The sequence below is a fragment of the Campylobacter concisus genome (assembly GCF_003049065.1).
In the GTDB taxonomy this organism is placed as follows: domain Bacteria; phylum Campylobacterota; class Campylobacteria; order Campylobacterales; family Campylobacteraceae; genus Campylobacter_A; species Campylobacter_A concisus_BE.
The window spans coordinates 75,088-90,889 of sequence record NZ_PISC01000008.1 but is presented as its reverse complement, the minus strand read 5'-3'; the positions used below and the strand labels follow the sequence as shown (position 1 = coordinate 90,889).

The 15,802-nt window shown below is 38.1% G+C and carries 16 protein-coding genes; 5 read left to right on the top strand and 11 right to left on the bottom strand.

From position 1 onward, the window contains the following. Nucleotides 1–67 precede the first annotated feature (67 nt). Nucleotides 68–574 carry a hypothetical protein gene (locus CVS81_RS07805; protein ID WP_107965611.1) on the top strand — a complete coding sequence of 169 codons (507 nt, stop codon included), beginning with the start codon at nucleotides 68–70 and terminating at the stop codon, nucleotides 572–574. Here the strand turns inward: CVS81_RS07805 and CVS81_RS07800 are convergent. Genes CVS81_RS07800 through rsmH form a run of 3 tightly spaced genes read right to left on the bottom strand, consistent with a single transcriptional unit; the run spans nucleotide 553 to nucleotide 3,712 of the window. Then, a complete protein-coding gene (locus CVS81_RS07800; RefSeq protein WP_107965610.1) occupies nucleotides 553–2,502 on the bottom strand; it encodes an FUSC family protein in 1,950 nt (649 codons plus the stop codon). The genes CVS81_RS07805 and CVS81_RS07800 overlap by 22 nt on opposite strands. Further along, on the bottom strand, nucleotides 2,493–2,786 hold the full coding sequence (locus tag CVS81_RS07795; RefSeq protein ID WP_002940285.1) for a hypothetical protein: 294 nt from the start codon (nucleotides 2,784–2,786) through the stop codon (nucleotides 2,493–2,495). The genes CVS81_RS07800 and CVS81_RS07795 overlap by 10 nt, the downstream gene beginning before the upstream one ends. 2 nt (nucleotides 2,787–2,788) lie before the next feature. After that, nucleotides 2,789–3,712 (bottom strand): 16S rRNA (cytosine(1402)-N(4))-methyltransferase RsmH, encoded by a 924-nt coding sequence (gene rsmH / locus CVS81_RS07790; protein ID WP_107965609.1) that lies wholly within the window; start codon nucleotides 3,710–3,712, stop codon nucleotides 2,789–2,791. 126 nt (nucleotides 3,713–3,838) lie between these two features. Here rsmH and CVS81_RS07785 point away from each other — a divergent pair, with 126 nt between their 5' ends. From CVS81_RS07785 to ftsZ, 4 genes are all read left to right on the top strand, one after another. Beyond that, nucleotides 3,839–4,426: a class II aldolase and adducin N-terminal domain-containing protein gene (locus CVS81_RS07785; protein WP_002940326.1), complete on the top strand. Its 588-nt coding sequence runs from the start codon at nucleotides 3,839–3,841 to the stop codon at nucleotides 4,424–4,426. 139 nt (nucleotides 4,427–4,565) lie between these two features. Beyond that, nucleotides 4,566–6,023 (top strand): peptidylprolyl isomerase, encoded by a 1,458-nt coding sequence (locus CVS81_RS07780; RefSeq protein WP_107965608.1) that lies wholly within the window; start codon nucleotides 4,566–4,568, stop codon nucleotides 6,021–6,023. Between the two features lie 5 nt (nucleotides 6,024–6,028). Then, nucleotides 6,029–7,447 (top strand): cell division protein FtsA, encoded by a 1,419-nt coding sequence (ftsA, locus tag CVS81_RS07775; RefSeq protein WP_107965607.1) that lies wholly within the window; start codon nucleotides 6,029–6,031, stop codon nucleotides 7,445–7,447. A 14-nt stretch (nucleotides 7,448–7,461) separates the two neighbouring features. Continuing rightward, entirely contained in the window at nucleotides 7,462–8,601 is a 1,140-nt protein-coding gene (gene ftsZ / locus CVS81_RS07770) for a cell division protein FtsZ (protein WP_012001610.1), read from the top strand. Nucleotides 8,602–8,865: 264 nt separating this feature from the next. On the opposite strand, the gene CVS81_RS07765 is transcribed toward ftsZ, so the two are convergent. The 8 genes from CVS81_RS07765 to CVS81_RS07730 all read right to left on the bottom strand — a co-directional run bounded on the left by CVS81_RS07765 (nucleotide 8,866) and on the right by CVS81_RS07730 (nucleotide 15,802). Continuing rightward, entirely contained in the window at nucleotides 8,866–9,162 is a 297-nt protein-coding gene (locus tag CVS81_RS07765; protein WP_103611038.1) for a metal-sulfur cluster assembly factor, read from the bottom strand. Between the two features lie 3 nt (nucleotides 9,163–9,165). Next, nucleotides 9,166–10,356: a peptidase M50 gene (locus CVS81_RS07760; RefSeq protein ID WP_107965606.1), complete on the bottom strand. Its 1,191-nt coding sequence runs from the start codon at nucleotides 10,354–10,356 to the stop codon at nucleotides 9,166–9,168. Between the two features lies 1 nt (nucleotide 10,357). Next, nucleotides 10,358–10,696 (bottom strand): hypothetical protein, encoded by a 339-nt coding sequence (locus tag CVS81_RS07755; protein ID WP_107965605.1) that lies wholly within the window; start codon nucleotides 10,694–10,696, stop codon nucleotides 10,358–10,360. A 74-nt stretch (nucleotides 10,697–10,770) separates the two neighbouring features. Next, nucleotides 10,771–11,811 carry a peptide-methionine (R)-S-oxide reductase MsrB gene (msrB, locus tag CVS81_RS07750; protein ID WP_107965604.1) on the bottom strand — a complete coding sequence of 347 codons (1,041 nt, stop codon included), beginning with the start codon at nucleotides 11,809–11,811 and terminating at the stop codon, nucleotides 10,771–10,773. 77 nt (nucleotides 11,812–11,888) lie between these two features. Further along, entirely contained in the window at nucleotides 11,889–13,421 is a 1,533-nt protein-coding gene (gene purH, locus CVS81_RS07745) for a bifunctional phosphoribosylaminoimidazolecarboxamide formyltransferase/IMP cyclohydrolase (protein ID WP_107965603.1), read from the bottom strand. Nucleotides 13,422–13,443: 22 nt separating this feature from the next. Continuing rightward, nucleotides 13,444–14,016, bottom strand: coding sequence for a hypothetical protein (locus tag CVS81_RS07740; RefSeq protein WP_107965602.1), 573 nt, complete (start codon nucleotides 14,014–14,016; stop codon nucleotides 13,444–13,446). Further along, nucleotides 14,017–14,751 (bottom strand): TerB family tellurite resistance protein, encoded by a 735-nt coding sequence (locus CVS81_RS07735; protein ID WP_107965601.1) that lies wholly within the window; start codon nucleotides 14,749–14,751, stop codon nucleotides 14,017–14,019. A gap of 1 nt (nucleotide 14,752) precedes the next feature. Next, nucleotides 14,753–15,802, bottom strand: a complete 1,050-nt coding sequence (locus CVS81_RS07730; RefSeq protein ID WP_002940400.1) for an SDH family Clp fold serine proteinase — start codon at nucleotides 15,800–15,802, stop codon at nucleotides 14,753–14,755.

The window sequence follows — 15,802 nt, the reverse complement described above, 5'->3', positions numbered from 1 at the left end:
TTTGTTTGAATTTATAGATTTTTAGATACAATGAGCTGAAATTTTTAAGGTAAAAAGTCTATAAAAAATGAAAGAAAATCTAAGAAACACTATCATTAAAAATATTTTTTTCGTCTCAAAACAGCCAGTTTTATTTAGAGATTTGCTTGAAGCAAATGCCCTTTTTAACGAAGGTATGCTAATTGATGGCGCAAAGCTAAATTTTAGATTTAACCACGTGAAGCTCTATCAAATTTACGCACTTATCTGCTTTGTCGTCTTGTTTCCGCTTCTCATCATCACGCACCACTTTTTAGCAAAGGCCGACGCGCACATCTCGATAATCGCAACTACCATCGTCACTTCAGCTGTTTTTATCGGATTTGATATGTTTAAGGTTTGGGCAAGAAGAGAGATAAGCTTGGATCTTATAAAAAAGGCTTGGAGCGTGCATTTTCCATATTTTGGATATGAAAAGTATTCAAGCAAGGTTGAAGAAATTTACAACACCGCTCTTAAAAATGACGTTTCAAAAAAATATTTAGAACAATATATATATGAAAAGCTAATCTCTCAAAAAGAGAGCGCTGAGTAAATTTCATTTTGTTTTAAAGCAACTCGCAAAATTAGCTTTTTAACGTTTTCGTCTTTGCAAAGCAGCTTCGCTTCTATCTCGCTTATGAAATAGTATGGAAGTTTTTTGATCTTTTTATCTAGCATCAAAAACCTATCTGAGATGATTTTTATATCATTTTGCAAGGCGTTTTTCTCTTTTAACTCGTCTAAATTCAGATAATTTCTAAGCTTAACCAGATCGCTATTTATATCATCAAACTTGCTAGCTATAAATTTTGCATTTTTCACATTATCATCGTCTAAATTTTTACTAACTTTTATAACGTAGTTTAGCTCATTTAGCGAGCCTAAAACCCTTTTTTCATCCGTGCTAAAAGCATCTTTGTTTGACTCATTTAGAGAAATTTGCACTAAATTTCTAAAACCTATCAAGGCACTGCTTAAGCTATTTTTTATCGCTGTATAGTCATTTTTCCTAGTTAGCAAATATGTGACAAAAACTATCAAAAAGCCAGCTGCTACGTCAAGCAGTCTATCTACCATAAGAGCCAAAAAGTCTCTTTTTATAAGCGAAAAAATAGCTGTAAATTCAAACATAAAAGCCGTTGCAAAGACGATTTGTTTGTAAGCTTTTAGATAATAAACCAAAAACATACCGATAAAGACTACCACGTAAAATGCGTATGATTCGCCCATAAATTTCACAAAAACAAGCGCAATAAAAAAGCCGATAACTCCGCCAAGAAGGCTATCTCTGCCAGCATTTTTTAAAGCATCTTCGTCGCTTTTGTTTAAGCTCATCACTGCTATGGCTATCCAAATTCCATGATTTATATGCATCGCCTGCGCTATAAAAATGGCAAGCGACATGCAAATGGCAAGCCTTAAAGACTCTTTTAATACTTCATTTTTTAAATTTAGCTTTTTAAATGCCTCTTTTAGCGTGATCTTTTTTGTGTTGTTAAACGAGAGTTTGTCCTCTCCGCCCTCTTTTATAAGCAAAAATTTATCATAAAGCACGCCAAGCGAGCTAGCAAAAATTTTAAAATTTGAGTTTTTAGCTAAATTTAGCGCATCAAATTTTAGCTTTGGAGTTTGATTTTTGAAAATTTTTTTAAGCTCAAAAAGGTTGTAAGCGATCTCATTTTTTACCTCAATTAAAAGCGCTCTGTCCTCGATCCTTTCAAACGAAGCGCCCAATGTTCGAAGCAAAAGAGCGATCTCTTCAACTTTATAAAAATAAAATAGTGCTTTGGCTTGATTTCTAACTAGCTTAACATCTTTTATCTTTAGGCTTTTGTTTGCAAAAATTTCTTTTGATTTATCAATCGAGCTCATCAAATCTGCAATGCTTGCGTAAAAATGGCTCGTGCCAAGCGCCTTGCTCGATAAGATGGCGCTATCTAGTAAAAAGCTGATGCTTTTTTTAGTAAATTTGCCGTATTTGCCAAAGTTTTCAAATTTTATGATGATGCTTAGCACGCCAGCCAAGACAAGTCCGCCGATGCTATCAGCCACATTTAGCCCTACTGCGGCCTTTGTCACAAAAGCAACTAGCCCTGTTGCATTTACGGCGAGTAAAATTTTGTTTAAATTTGAGCTATAAATTTGGCTAATGCCTACCACAAATATCCAGACAAATACGATAAGTGAGAGCCAAACGCCAAGGCTCATAAGGAGTGCAACAAAGGGCATAAAAGCGCAAGAAAGCGCGATGTAAAGTAGCAAAAATGCAAATTTGCTCCTATCTTTGCACTCAAGCTCGCCAAGAAAGAAGATACCCATCGTGATATTTACAGCCATGATAGCGCCACTTAGATGAAAGAAGTAAAAACACAAAAAGCAGTTAAAAGCGATGGTCGTGGCAGCTTTTAGCGAGTAGATGAGCTGGAAATTTGCAGGGTCGTAGTAGTGGATAAAGCTTTTAAATTTCTTAATTATTTCCATTGACGCTCTTGCATATTGTTTAAAATTTGATTTTTATAACGCAAATTTTCAAGCTTTATGCTAAGAGCTCTGTTTTCTTCAAGGAGCATATCTCGTTTGCCGCTGATGTCAGCGATATCTCTACTTATATAATAAATTTGATTTGCTATATAAATTTTTGGCAAAAATAGAGCTAGTGCTATAAAAACCGCCAGATAGACCATCACTAGCGTCTTAAAGCTTAAATTTACCTCACGTTTTTGCTCCTCGTCGTGAAGTGTTAGCAGCTCTTCTTTTTCTTGCATCTTTATCCTTTTATCTTAAAAACACGCAGTTTTGCGCTCTTGCTTCGTGAGTTTTGCGCTAGCTCACTTTGGCTTGCTGTTAGTGGCTTTTTGGTTAAAATTTCGCCCAGTTCGTGGTTGTTTCCGCACTCACATCGGTAGATGCCAGGCGGGCAGATACAGCTATTTGCCCACTTTTTAAAGCGCTCTTTTACGATCCTATCTTCAAGCGAGTGAAATGTTATGATCGCCACCAAACAATCTTTAAAACCACCATTTTCTATGCTATCAAGCAAATTTGTTAGCTCATCTAGCTCGCCATTTACCTCTATCCTGATCGCTTGAAACGCGAGTATCGCATGGCTAACACCGCGCCCTTTTATCTGGGCTGTACCTATTATGTTTGCAAGCTCTTTTGCGCTCGTTATCTTGCCTAAATTTCTAGCATTTATTATCTTGTTTGCGATCCCAGAAGCATTTTTTAGCTCGCCATAATCTCTAAAAATCCTAACTAACTCATCAAACGAGTAGCCATTTACCACGTCATAGGCACTAAATCCTCGCTCTTTATCCATACGCATATCAAGCGTGCTTGAGCCAAGGCTAAAACCCCTATCATCTTTATCTATCTGCAAAGAGCTAACGCCAATGTCAGCTAAAATCCCTCTAACGTTTGAAATTTCATCGCTGCTAAGTTTGCTAATAAGCTCAGAGAAATTGCTCTTATAAATTTTAACTCTACTGCCAAATGGCTCAAGTTTTTTGAGCGAGAAATTTATAGCTTCGATGTCTTTGTCGCAAGCGATCAAATTTAGATTTTCATTTTGAGACAAAATAGCACTAGAATGTCCAGCATATCCAAGCGTGCAATCTATAAAATTTCCACGCAGGCCTTTAAAAAAAGATAAAACTTCGTCAAGCAAAACACTAATATGCGGACTTTGCAACACTGCCTCTTTAATGAAATTAGTGTGAAAATTTATCGAAATTTTACTTAAAAAGCTATCATTACATAAAATTTTACACAAATTTTAAGATAGCTTAAATATAATCACCCAAACATAGGAGAAAAAATGGACTTATTGCACTCAACAAATGAGATAAAAAAGATATCTCTTTCGATGTTTAGAAAGAATTTTTTTGGTGTTTTTCATGGTTCTATCTCAGCAAGAGTAGAAAAAAATCAATTCATCATCAACAAGCAAAGTGCCATTTTTGACGACTTGCAAGATAGTGATCTAACGCTTCTTTCATCAAAAAAAGACTACCGATGGAATGATGCAAGCTTAGATGCTGATATACACTTAAATATCTACAAAAACATAAATGAAGCAAAATTTGTCTGCTACGCCATGCCTCCATACGTGACAGCTTATGCAATGAAACATGAAAAGATCGCACCAAAAGACTATTTTGGATGCATGAGATTTAATGAAATTTTAGTCTATGATCCAAAGCAGTTTGACGACTGGTATGAGCGTGCTGAGACAGAAATTTATAGAGCGATGATAGAGAAAAATACTAACGTCGTCGTGATCAAAGGATACGGCGTTTACGCGTATAGCAGGAGCCCTCAACTACTTGCAAAAGATATAGCTTTGTTAGAAAACAGCTGCAAACTGCTTCATTTTACTGGTGATTACAGCGATTTTAGCATTTAAATTTTTGCTAACAAAGATAAAAAATGTTAGTAAAAATTTAGCAAGAAACGTTTTTATAAAGCCCCATTTTAAGCTTATTTAAGCCAAATTTCTATAAAATATCGCACAAGCTTTGTTAGTATTTTAAAGGAAGAACTTAATGTTATCTTGGATGCAAAAACATAAAAAATACCTAGTCGTGACAATTTGGGTAAGCACGATAGCTTTTGTCGGTGCTGGTTTTGTCGGCTGGGGCGCATACGATCTAAACAGCAACAGAGCTACTTCGGTAGCCAAAGTAGGACATAGAAATATAAGCGTTCAAGAGTTGCAACAAAAATATGATAGGTTATATCAGTACTACAACAATGTATTTGAAGGCAAACTAACTCAAGAGAAAGCTGAAGAGTTAGGTTTAGAAAATGCTGCACTTCAAGCTGCTATTCAAGAAAATTTACTATTAAATTTTGCAGACGACATCGGTCTAAGCGTTAATAAAGACGATGTTTTAAAATATATAATAGTCGATCCAACATTTCAAAAAGACGGCGTTTTTGACAAAAATTTATACTACGATGTGCTAAGAAGAGCCAGGATAAACCCAACTGATTTTGAAGATAATCTAAAACTAACTATCTTACTAGATAAACTTAGAACTATTTTAAATTTACCTGCTAGCAAAGAAGATATCACCATGATGGAAGCTAGCTTTTTCATGCAAGATAAATTAGCTGTGCAAGTAGTAAATGCTGATCAAAACGAGATCAAGGTAGATGAAAAAGAGCTAAAAGATCTTTGGGAGATAAATAAAAATAACTATATGACAAAGACACTTTATGGTATAGATACATACTTTGTCGAGTCAGAAAAAAGTGACGCAAACGAAAGCGTTTTAAAATCTTACTATAACGAAAACCAAGATAAATATAAGGGTTCTGATGACAAGATAAAACCTTTTAGCGAGGTAAAAGCTGAAGTTAATAAAGACTACAACATAGAGCAAAGCAAAACTAACGCTTTAGAAAAGTATGTCGCTGTTAAAAAAGCTGAGCTTGCAACTAATGGTTTTGTAAGCGTAAATGAGGACAACGCTACTTTTTCACTTGATGAGATAAAGGGTGCAAAAGTTGGCGAAGTGATAAAACCATTTATTTATAAAGATGGCTATTTGATAGCTAGAGTAAAAAGCATAACTCCCCCACAACCTATGAGCTTTAAACAAGCAAGAGCCAATGTGCTTGAAATTTACAAAAGCAAAAAAGAAAAAGAAATTTTAACAGCAAAAGCAAAAGATACTCTACAAAACTTCAAAGGCATAGATGTTGGCTTTGTTAGCAGAGAGGTAAATGGCTCTATTGCAGGCTTAAACGAGAGCGATACAAGAGCTTTTGTATCTCAACTTTTTGACACTAACAACACAAAAGGTTATGTTATATTAGATGACAAAGCCGTAGTGTACGATATTTTGGAACAAAGATTGCTTACTAACAATATAAATAACAACTATAAGCAAATAACACAACAAAATGTTGCAATGCTTAAAAACAACGAGTTGATAAAAGATTTAACAAACAAACTTCTAAAATATTATGAAGTTAAAGAATATGTCAAAAGGTAAAAATTTTGAGTACTAGAATTTTAGGCATAGATGTCGGATCATTTCAAATTTGTGCTGTTATAGCAGAGCAAAATGATGATGGCATAAAAATAATAGGAATAGGCACAGAAAAAGCACAAGGTATAAAAAAAGGTGCTATAAACAACATTGAACTAGCTGCAAAATCTATAAAAAATGCACTCATAGAAGCACAAAAAGTTGCAGGCACGCACTATGAAAGAGTAGTAGTTTCGATATCTGGAAAATATACTAAAAGCGTAAATAGTAGCGGTGTAGTAAATATACCAAATCATGAAATAGGCATAAAAGAGATAGAGCGCGCTATGCAGATGGCAGATCACAATGCCGAGACTTCACCAGAATATGAAAAACTTCATGTCTTACCTTACAACTTTAAGGTGGATGGGCAAGAATTTATAGAAGATCCTATTGGCATGAATGGCACTAGACTTGAAGTGCAAACACATATCATAAGTATTCAAAAATCACAACTTAGCAACCTAAGAAAGGCTGTAAATTTAGCAGGCGTACAGGTCGATAACGTCGTTCTTTCTGGTTACGCATCAGCCATAGCAACACTAACAAAAGATGAAAAAGAACTTGGTGTTGCACTTATAGATATGGGCGGCGAGACATGTAATATGGTAGTGCACGCTGGAAATTCATTAAGATACAACTCATATCTACACGTTGGCTCTGCAAATATAACTATAGATCTTTCAATGGCGCTTCATACCCCTTTGCCAAAAGCTGAAGAGATAAAACTAGAATATGGCAAGCTAGTAAATAAATCAGTAGATCTTATCGAGCTTCCAAGACTTGGCGATGAGCAAAAAACTCACGAAGTTTCACTTGATGTTATATCAAATGTCATCTCAGCTAGAGCAGAAGAGACTGTGATGGTACTTGCAAATATGCTTGAAGATAGTGGATATAAAGATCTTGTTGGTGCTGGCATAGTACTAACTGGCGGTATGACAAAACTTGATGGACTAAAAGACTTAGCTTCTGCGATATTTGACAACATGCCAGTTAGGATCGCTAGACCAAAAGAGATGGATGGTTTATATGAAATTTTAAGAGATCCGGCAAATTCTTGTGCCATAGGACTTTGTATGTATGGCGCTGGAGAATTTACGCCTTATGAGATAGACTCAGAAAAAAAGATGAGATATAAAGGTGAGTTAAGATCAAAGCCAAAAACAAATTTCAACATTTTTGAAGAAGAGAAAAAAGAGAAATTTGAAATAAAAAAACAGGAAAAAGATGATTTTGAAGAGGGCATTGAACTTGTAAATATGGATATAAATTTAGAGCAAACAAACAACAAAAACGAGCTTGCAAATATCGCTGATATAAGTAAGCAAGAAAAAAAACCAAGTGCTTTAAAGAAATTTTGGCACAGCATAACACAACTATTTTGAGGAGAATTTTTACAATGAGCAACAGTTTCACAATCGAAGAGAACAAGAGCCTATATAGCGCAAAGATAAAGGTAGTAGGTGTAGGTGGTGGTGGTGGTAATATGATAAACCACATCATAAGAGAGAATCCAAATTTAGACATCGATCTAATGATAGCAAACACAGATGCTAAGGCACTTGACAATTCTCCTGCACACACAAAGATACAGCTTGGTGAGAAAAAGACAAAAGGTCTTGGCGCTGGCATGAGACCAGAAGTTGGCAAAGAGGCTGCACAAGAGAGCTATGAAGAGATAAAAAGTGCTCTTGAGACTTCTGATGTTGTGTTTATCGCTTCAGGTCTTGGCGGTGGTACAGGTACAGGCGCTGCTCCGGTTGTTGCACAAGCTGCAAAAGAGATAGGTGCGCTAACAGTTGCTGTTGTGACTATGCCTTTTTCATTTGAGGGTAAAAAGCGCAGCAAGCTAGCTGATATCGGTCTAAGCGAGCTTAGAAAAGAGAGCGACTCTATCGTTATCATACCAAACGACAGACTTTTAACTTTGATAGACAAAAAATCAGGCATCAAAGAGAGCTTTAAAATGGTTGATGAAGTGCTTGCAAGAGCGGTAAATGGTATGTGCTCTATTGTGCTTGACTCTGGTGTTAGCGATATCAACCTTGACTTTGCTGACGTAAAAACAGTTATGAGCCACAGAGGTCATGCTTTAATGGGCGTTGGCGAGGCTTATGGCGAGGGTGCAGCTCAAGAAGCTATAAAAAATGCTATCCAGTCTCCATTACTTGATAACATGAACATAAACGGAGCGCTTGGCGTTTTAGTTCATTTTAAAATGCATCCAAACTGCTCACTTGATGATCTTCATAGCGCGATGTCAATGATCGAAGAGGCATCTGATGATGATGCTGATGTGATCTTTGGTACAACAACCGATGAAAATATCGAAGACAACAAAGTTGAAGTTACTATCATCGCAACAGGTTTTAAAGGTGCTGAAAAAGAAAGCGAAGAAAAAAAAATAGCCCAAGAGCCTGAAAATGATCTTCTAAATAAAAATATAGTTTTAAAAAGAAGAGTAAGTGGTGGATATAATAGCGACGAGTATATCTCTCAGCTAGATATCCCATCATATCTTCGTCACCAAATGGACTAAGTCCAAACTAAAAATTCTCCTATTAAATTGCAAGTTTATCTTGCAATTTACCTTTTTTATATTCAATTTTTAACCATTACCTAGCAAACGCCTAAAATTATATTCTATAACTCAAATTTTTGGTTTTTACTTGCATAAATTTATTAAAGAGTTTAAGCAGCCCAAACAAATTTAACTACGCTTTTATGATATTTTAAAATTTAAAGTAGAAGCTTAAGAAGAAAAGTTAGAAATTTAGCTTAGCTAAATTTCTAGCTAAATTTATTAGTGCACTCCAAGTTGTGCTTTTACAAAATCACTTGCCATTTGGATATTCCACTCTGGCTCCCAAACTAGGTCTATCTCGCACTCTTTTACACCCTCTACACCTAGCACAGCCGTTTCAACCCAGCCAAGTATCATCTCATGAAGCGGGCAAGACTTGGTTGAAAGCGTCATCGTCACCTTTGCTTTGCCGTTTTCATCGCAGCTTACGTCGTATATGAGCCCAAGCGAAACGATGTCAAAGCCAACCTCTGGATCGACGATATTTGACAAAGCATCATAAATTTTTTCTTTCATTTTTTATCCTTTAAAACCAGTAAATTTAAAAACATTTATCATATTTACAGCAAGCAAAATGATGCTTAAAGCCATAAAAATCATACTTGCATAGACCAAATTTCTCATCTCAAAGCTAACTGCCAAAAAGTAACACACAAGCGAAATGGCATTAAATGCTATGGCAAAATAAGCCGCTTTTTTTAGTATCATCGCATCAAGTAGCGGTACTTTTGCCTTGCCAACAAATGGCGCCACATAGTGATACCAGATGAGAAATGGCGCGATCTTATAAAGATGAGCCACGATAAAGGCAAACAAAAAGCCATATATCATAAAAAATGCAGCCAAATTTAGCTTTTCAAAAATCATAAATACAGCAGCACAAAACAAGGCAAGCAGCGAAAGAGCGATATTTACATTCCAGTTGTCATACGCCTTTCTCACGCGCTTTTTCAGGATATAAAATGCCTGAGCTATAAAAAGCAAAGCTGCCACAACCACTGCAAAAATGGCTAAATTTTCATCAACCGTCAGCAAAACCCCAGCCAAAATATAAAAGACAAGAGAGGCTTTGCTAAGTGTAAATTTAAGATCATGTGCCAGAGCAAACATCGGTAAAAGCACGCTAGCAGCCCCAAGTATCACGAAAAACACAAAGCCAAGCACAAAATATACGTGAAATTTTAGCGTCACAGTAAAATCAAGCATAAGTGTGCCACCAAGTATCATCACTAGGCAAAATCCAAGCATTATGCCAACTAGCAAAAATATCGCCGAGACAAAGAGTGCAAAGGCAGCGAAACTTCTTTTTTGATTATCCATAAAGCTTAGCGCATAGGTCGAGCCAAAAAAGAGAAGTGTGCCAAAGAGAAAAACTGCGCTGATTTGCAAAATCCTAGCCTCGCCAAATATCATCGCATAGCTCATAGCAAGTAGCGACAGGCAAAAAATGGCTAAATTTAAAATAGCCCCTTTGACCGTGAAAAACGGCTTTTCTAAGATGACTGAGGTTAGCTGATAGAGCGCTCCGATGATAATACTTATGACAAAGCCAACAAAAAATATATGCAAAAAACCAGCCGTATTTAGCGAGCTAATCGCCTCAAAATCAGCGTAAAAAAAGGCCGGGGCGCTAAGCGCTAAGAAAAAAATGCCAGCGATAAAGTAGCCGCCAACTAGCTTAAATGGCGGCGCATAAGTGTTTAAAAGCATCTTAGTGACAAAGGCTGTTGTCTATGTTTTCTATACTAGCGCCATCTTTTAGGCTAAAAGTCATCTTCACAGCCCCGCCCTCAAGATCCTCTCGCTTAATGTCAAAGCTCTTTTCTATCTTTGGGATGAGCCCAGCTGGAAATTTGTGATTTACCATCACGATCTTTGTGTTTTTATCGGCAAATTTTATAGCCAAAAGTGCGTTTATCATAGGCTCTGGTGGCACGCAAGGACGTGAGTCAAAGCCTATAAAATTTACCCCATTTTCACTAAATTTATAAAATGGCACCGTCGCACCCTCTACATTAAACTGCTCTGCGTTTTTGAAAAATTCACTCATTTTTTCTCCTTTTGATTTTGGAGAATTATACTCTGATTAAACTTTTCAAACCATTGATTTGCTTCAACAAAAGGCTACTTAACGTAGGGGATAAACTCCTCGTATCCAAGCCTAGCCATCTCTTCAAGTGGTATAAATTTAAGGCTTGCGCCATTTATGCAGTACCTTAGTCCGCCCCTATCGCTTGGTCCATCTTCAAAGACATGCCCAAGGTGCGCGTCGCTATTTTGTGACCTAACTTCAACCCTTTTCATCATAAATGAGTTGTCCTCGCTATAGGCAAGCGCCGTTGTTGTGATAGGCTTTGTAAAGCTTGGCCAGCCACACCCTGCGTCAAATTTATCAGCGCTTGAAAAGAGTGGCTTGCCGCTGGTGATATCGACATAGATGCCCTTTTTGTCAAATTTATCATACTCGCTGCTAAATGGCCTCTCAGTCGCCGCCTCCTGCGTCACGGCATACTGCTCGCTACTTAAATTTCTCTTTAGCTCCTCTTTGCTAAGCGGCTTAAATTTAGCCTCATCATAAAGCGGCTTGCTCGCCAAATTTAGATCAATATGGCAGTATCCAAAAGGGTTTTTATCAAGATAGTCCTGGTGATACTCCTCAGCAATGATAAAATTTTTAAGTGGCGCCACCTCAACCACGATCTTATCTTTAAATTTCTTTTGCTCGATCTTTATAAAGCTCTCTATGACTGGCAGATCGTCCTTGCTAACATAGTAAATCCCGCTTCTATACTGCCTGCCGACGTCATTGCCCTGTTTATTTAGCGAGGTCGGGTCGATCACTCTAAAAAAATGAGCCAAAATTTCAGCCAAAGCGACCCTGTTTTCGTCAAATTTGACATAAAGTGTCTCGGCGTGGTCGCTCTCATGAAGCCCCTGGTAGCTCGTGCTCTCGCTCTTGCCATTTGCGTAGCCCACCTTCGTATCCACCACGCCAAATATCTTTTTAAAATAGCCCTGCATGCCCCAAAAGCAGCCACCTGCTAAATAAATTTCTTTCAAATTTTGCCCTGCCATCGTCCGCTCCTTTAAAAACTCATCTTTTGCCATTAAATTTACACCCAAAAATACCGCCAAAACCAAGAGAAAATTTAATATCTTTTTCATGTGAGCTCCTTTTTTTGAAGGATTATATAAAATTTAAAGTTATAAAGTGTGAAGCAAGGGGCAAACGCCCCTAAATTTTAGTGTAAGAAGTGTCTAACGCCAGTGAAATATAGCGACATGCCGTGCTCATCGGCAGCCTCTATCACCTCATCATCTCTGATGCTACCGCCTGGCTCGATGACGCATTTTACGCCCACTTTGCTAGCGATATCGATGCTGTCTCTAAACGGAAAGAACGCTTCGCTTGCTAGCACGCAGCCATTTAGGTCGATCTTTAGCTCTTTTGCCTTTGCCACGGCCGCACGAGCAGCGTCCACACGGCTAGTCATACCCATGCCAATAGCCACCATCGCGCCATCTTTTACATAAACTACGCAGTTGCTCTTCGTTAGCGCAGCCACTTTCCACGCGATCTGAGCGTCTTTTAGCTCGCTACCAGTTGCAAATTTCTTGCTCATTTGCTTCATATTTTCAAGCTCTTCGTCTTTTACGAAGTCTCTTTCTTGAAATACAAATCCACCATCGATGTGCTTAAAGTCAAATTTATCATTTGCACGCACTAAAAATTTATTATCCTGAGTGAAAATTTTGATGCGCTTTTTGCTCTCAAATACCTTAAGCGCGGCATCATCGACATTTGCAGCGATGATTACTTCAACGTAAATTTCATTTATCTTTTTAGCTAGTTCCTCATCAAGCGTGCCATTTATCGCCACCACGCCGCCGTATGCTGAGATCGGGTCGCACTTAAGCGCTGCTACGTAGCTCTCTAGCAATGTATCTTTTACCGCAAAGCCGCAAGGGTTAGCGTGTTTGATGATAGCCACTGCTGGTGCATCATCAAAGCTAGTTGCAAGCATTAAAGCGCCATTTATATCGGTCATATTATTGAAACTTGCCTCGCCTTTTAAGGCTCTAAAGTTGTTTGTAAAGAAATAATCAAACTCATAAAGCGCGCCTTTTTGGTGTGGATTTTCGCCGTATCTGGTGTCAAAAACCTTGCTTCCCACGATAAATCTAGCATCGCCAAAACCACCATTAAATCTATCATTCATATAGTTTGCGATCATGCTGTCATAAGCTGCTGTGTGCTCGAACGCCTTTATCATCAGCGATCTTCTAAACTCAAAATCATCGCTTTTTTCTCTTAGGCGCTTTAAAATTTCATCGTAGTCAAGCACACTTGTGACTATAAGCACGTCTTTAAAGTTTTTAGCAGCACTTCTTACCATGGCTGGGCCGCCGATGTCGATATTTTCGATAATCTCGGCAAAGTCATCAGTCCTAATCGTAGTCTCTTTAAAAGGATATAAATTTACGCAAACTAGGTCGATGCCCTCGATGCCGTACTCCTTTGCCTGAGCCACGTGCGTAGCGTCGTCACGTTTGTGCAAGATGCCACCATGGATCTTTGGATGAAGGGTCTTTACCCTGCCCTCAAACATCTCAGGTGACGCCGTAAATTCGCTAACCTCAGTGGCTTTTACCCCCTCAGTCTTTAAAAGTTTATAGGTGCCACCAGTTGAAAGTATCTGCCAGCCAAGCTCTTCTAGCCCCTTTGCAAACTCTACAATGCCCTCTTTATCGCTAACGCTAAGCAACGCTCTCATTTTTTCTCCTTTATTAAATTTTTTATCTTTTTGTTAAACACATACCTTTTACAAGCAGAAGCTGCCCCATTTTTATATCCTTTGCGATATTTTTTATCGATAAGGCTTCTAGCGTAACCATAACATTTGCAGCTGCATCTATATAATAGTCTTTTCTCTCTACAAAGTTTTCACGCTCTTGACCAACAATATCAACGCTAAAGGCATAGCTTGAAATTTGATTGCCATCAAAATAACTCGCATCTAATACGCTTAAATTTATAGGCTCCTCTTTCTCAAGCGCCTCGCATATCGGCTTTTTCGAGCTAAATTTCATAACTTTTATGCCACGATCATACGAAAAGATATACTCACTAATTTCATTTAATTTTTTTGCTTGAACTGACATAATGTCGCTCTTGTTGCCATCTTTATCGACAAATATTATGCTCACATTGCTATCTTTAACATCGTAGTTGCTGACGACCAACCTTTGATCTTGATAAAGCTCGCTTTGAGTAAGCTTAAATATTATCTCTTTTCCATCGATATTTACCACTTTAAAATCATTACAAAAGCTAGCCACCGCTAGTAACAAAATAATAAATTTCTTCATCTAAACTCCAAATTTCTCTTTTAATCGCCCATAAGCCTCATTTATCTCCTGAAGCTTCTTAGTAGAGCGCTCTATCACCTCTTTGCTCTCGCCTCTGCCCATCAAAATGTCAGGGTGATACTGCCTCACAAGCTCTTTGTAGCGAGCCTTTACCTCTTCAAGACTTGCATTTTTGCTAAGTCCTAAGACCTCAAATGCATCGTTTTCTTGGCTTATCTCATCGTGATCTACTCCAAATCTCGAGCCATAAAAGCTATCAAATTTATAGATTATCTCATCAAGCGTCTCTTTGTCAATGCCAAATCCATAAGCGATATTTCTTATGATGTCTTGCTCGCTTTTGTTAAATTCTCCGTCTATATAGGCTAAATTTAGAAAAAAAGTGAGCCTTGCCACGCAGGTATCGTAGTTTAGATTAAACGCGCGCTTATAGTTTCTGGCGGTTTCATAGGCATTATCTACATTTTCTTTTTGGCTCTTATAAACCTCTTTTAGATACTCGCGCACGCCGCTAACACCGCTAACTTTCTGGCTTAGATCATCAAGCACTTGAGTGATCAGCCTAGCCTCTAGCTCGCTAACTCTGCCGTCACTTTTAGCGACTTTTGCAAGTAGTGAGACTAGAAATTTAGCCTCATCTACATTTGCTTGTTTCTTGCGGTTACTACCTATTTGGACATTCATAAAGAGAAATATCGCACCGCCTAATATCAGTAAAAACAGGACTCCAGACATATTACCACAAGTGATAGATTGTATTTTTTATCTTGCCATTTACCAGCTCATTTTTGCGCCACGAGCTCTCATCGTTCATCACGTTCCAGCGGCGCTCCTCAGGGCGATAAAACCAGTCTTTATCGATCTGATAGTAAATTTGCTTGCCGTTTGTCTCGATGATGTTTGCGATGTTGTTATCGTGATAGCTGTTCTCATCGTAGTCTGTAAAGGCTCGCTGTCCCATCTCTGAGTAAAGTAGCGTTAGCTCCTGAAGCATCTCATTTAGATCATCGTCCATCTTTTTGACATGCAGGCCGATCTCCTGCGCCTCACGAAAGAGTATCGGATACTCGTGCGCTGGGTAGTCTGCGTTTAGCCTCTCAGAAATTTCAACGATCTTTTTGTCATCATCTATGTGATATCTAAGTAGCTCAGAGCAAATTTTAAGCGAAAGCGAGCTAGCACGATCAACCGCACCAAAAACTAGCGGATGGATGTACTCATATAGCGAGTTATAAGGGTTTGTGTCGTTTGGTCTATCTTTGTCCTGCTCTTTCCAAAGCTTGACTACACGGCTAAGCTCGTCCATAGAGACGCTAACAAGCTCGTTACCTTTGTTTGTAGGGCTTAGCTCGTGTTTTAAAGAGGTATCAACTGGCGTTAGATAAGCAAGCGGCCCCATAACGATCTCATTTGCGCCAAGCGCCATCATCGTAGCAGCTGAAGCGCAGTTTGACGGGATCAGTGCTATTAAATTTTTGCAGTAGTTTCTAAGGGTGCTAATGATCCTAAGCGCAGCTATACCGCTTCCGCCATCACTTTTTATGAAAAGATAGGCAGTGTCTATCTTTTTACCCTTTAAAATTTCATACATAGCACTTGCATCGTTGCCGCAGACATTACCAGCGTTTGAGTTGTAGTAGGTTATCAAAGGGGCATTTAGCCTTTTTTCGATCGTACTTATCAAATTTTGAGTATCGCTAAAGAGCACTGGCGGTTTTGCCACGCCCTTTTTCTCGTTTTGCTCTACTTCCTTTTCTCCGCTTACTTTTTCCTTTTTAGAAAACAT

What these genes read in the sequence shown, in the direction of transcription:
- CVS81_RS07805 (WP_107965611.1), top strand. Translation starts at nt 68, where the DNA reads ATGAAAGAAAATCTAAGAAACACTATCATTAAAAATATTTTTTTCGTC.
- CVS81_RS07800 (WP_107965610.1), bottom strand. Translation starts at nt 2,502, where the DNA reads ATGGAAATAATTAAGAAATTTAAAAGCTTTATCCACTACTACGACCCT.
- CVS81_RS07795 (WP_002940285.1), bottom strand. Translation starts at nt 2,786, where the DNA reads ATGCAAGAAAAAGAAGAGCTGCTAACACTTCACGACGAGGAGCAAAAA.
- CVS81_RS07785 (WP_002940326.1), top strand. Translation starts at nt 3,839, where the DNA reads ATGGACTTATTGCACTCAACAAATGAGATAAAAAAGATATCTCTTTCG.
- CVS81_RS07780 (WP_107965608.1), top strand. Translation starts at nt 4,566, where the DNA reads ATGTTATCTTGGATGCAAAAACATAAAAAATACCTAGTCGTGACAATT.
- ftsZ (WP_012001610.1), top strand. Translation starts at nt 7,462, where the DNA reads ATGAGCAACAGTTTCACAATCGAAGAGAACAAGAGCCTATATAGCGCA.
- CVS81_RS07765 (WP_103611038.1), bottom strand. Translation starts at nt 9,162, where the DNA reads ATGAAAGAAAAAATTTATGATGCTTTGTCAAATATCGTCGATCCAGAG.
- CVS81_RS07760 (WP_107965606.1), bottom strand. Translation starts at nt 10,356, where the DNA reads ATGCTTTTAAACACTTATGCGCCGCCATTTAAGCTAGTTGGCGGCTAC.
- CVS81_RS07755 (WP_107965605.1), bottom strand. Translation starts at nt 10,696, where the DNA reads ATGAGTGAATTTTTCAAAAACGCAGAGCAGTTTAATGTAGAGGGTGCG.
- msrB (WP_107965604.1), bottom strand. Translation starts at nt 11,811, where the DNA reads ATGAAAAAGATATTAAATTTTCTCTTGGTTTTGGCGGTATTTTTGGGT.
- purH (WP_107965603.1), bottom strand. Translation starts at nt 13,421, where the DNA reads ATGAGAGCGTTGCTTAGCGTTAGCGATAAAGAGGGCATTGTAGAGTTT.
- CVS81_RS07740 (WP_107965602.1), bottom strand. Translation starts at nt 14,016, where the DNA reads ATGAAGAAATTTATTATTTTGTTACTAGCGGTGGCTAGCTTTTGTAAT.
- CVS81_RS07735 (WP_107965601.1), bottom strand. Translation starts at nt 14,751, where the DNA reads ATGTCTGGAGTCCTGTTTTTACTGATATTAGGCGGTGCGATATTTCTC.
- CVS81_RS07730 (WP_002940400.1), bottom strand. Translation starts at nt 15,802, where the DNA reads ATGTTTTCTAAAAAGGAAAAAGTAAGCGGAGAAAAGGAAGTAGAGCAA.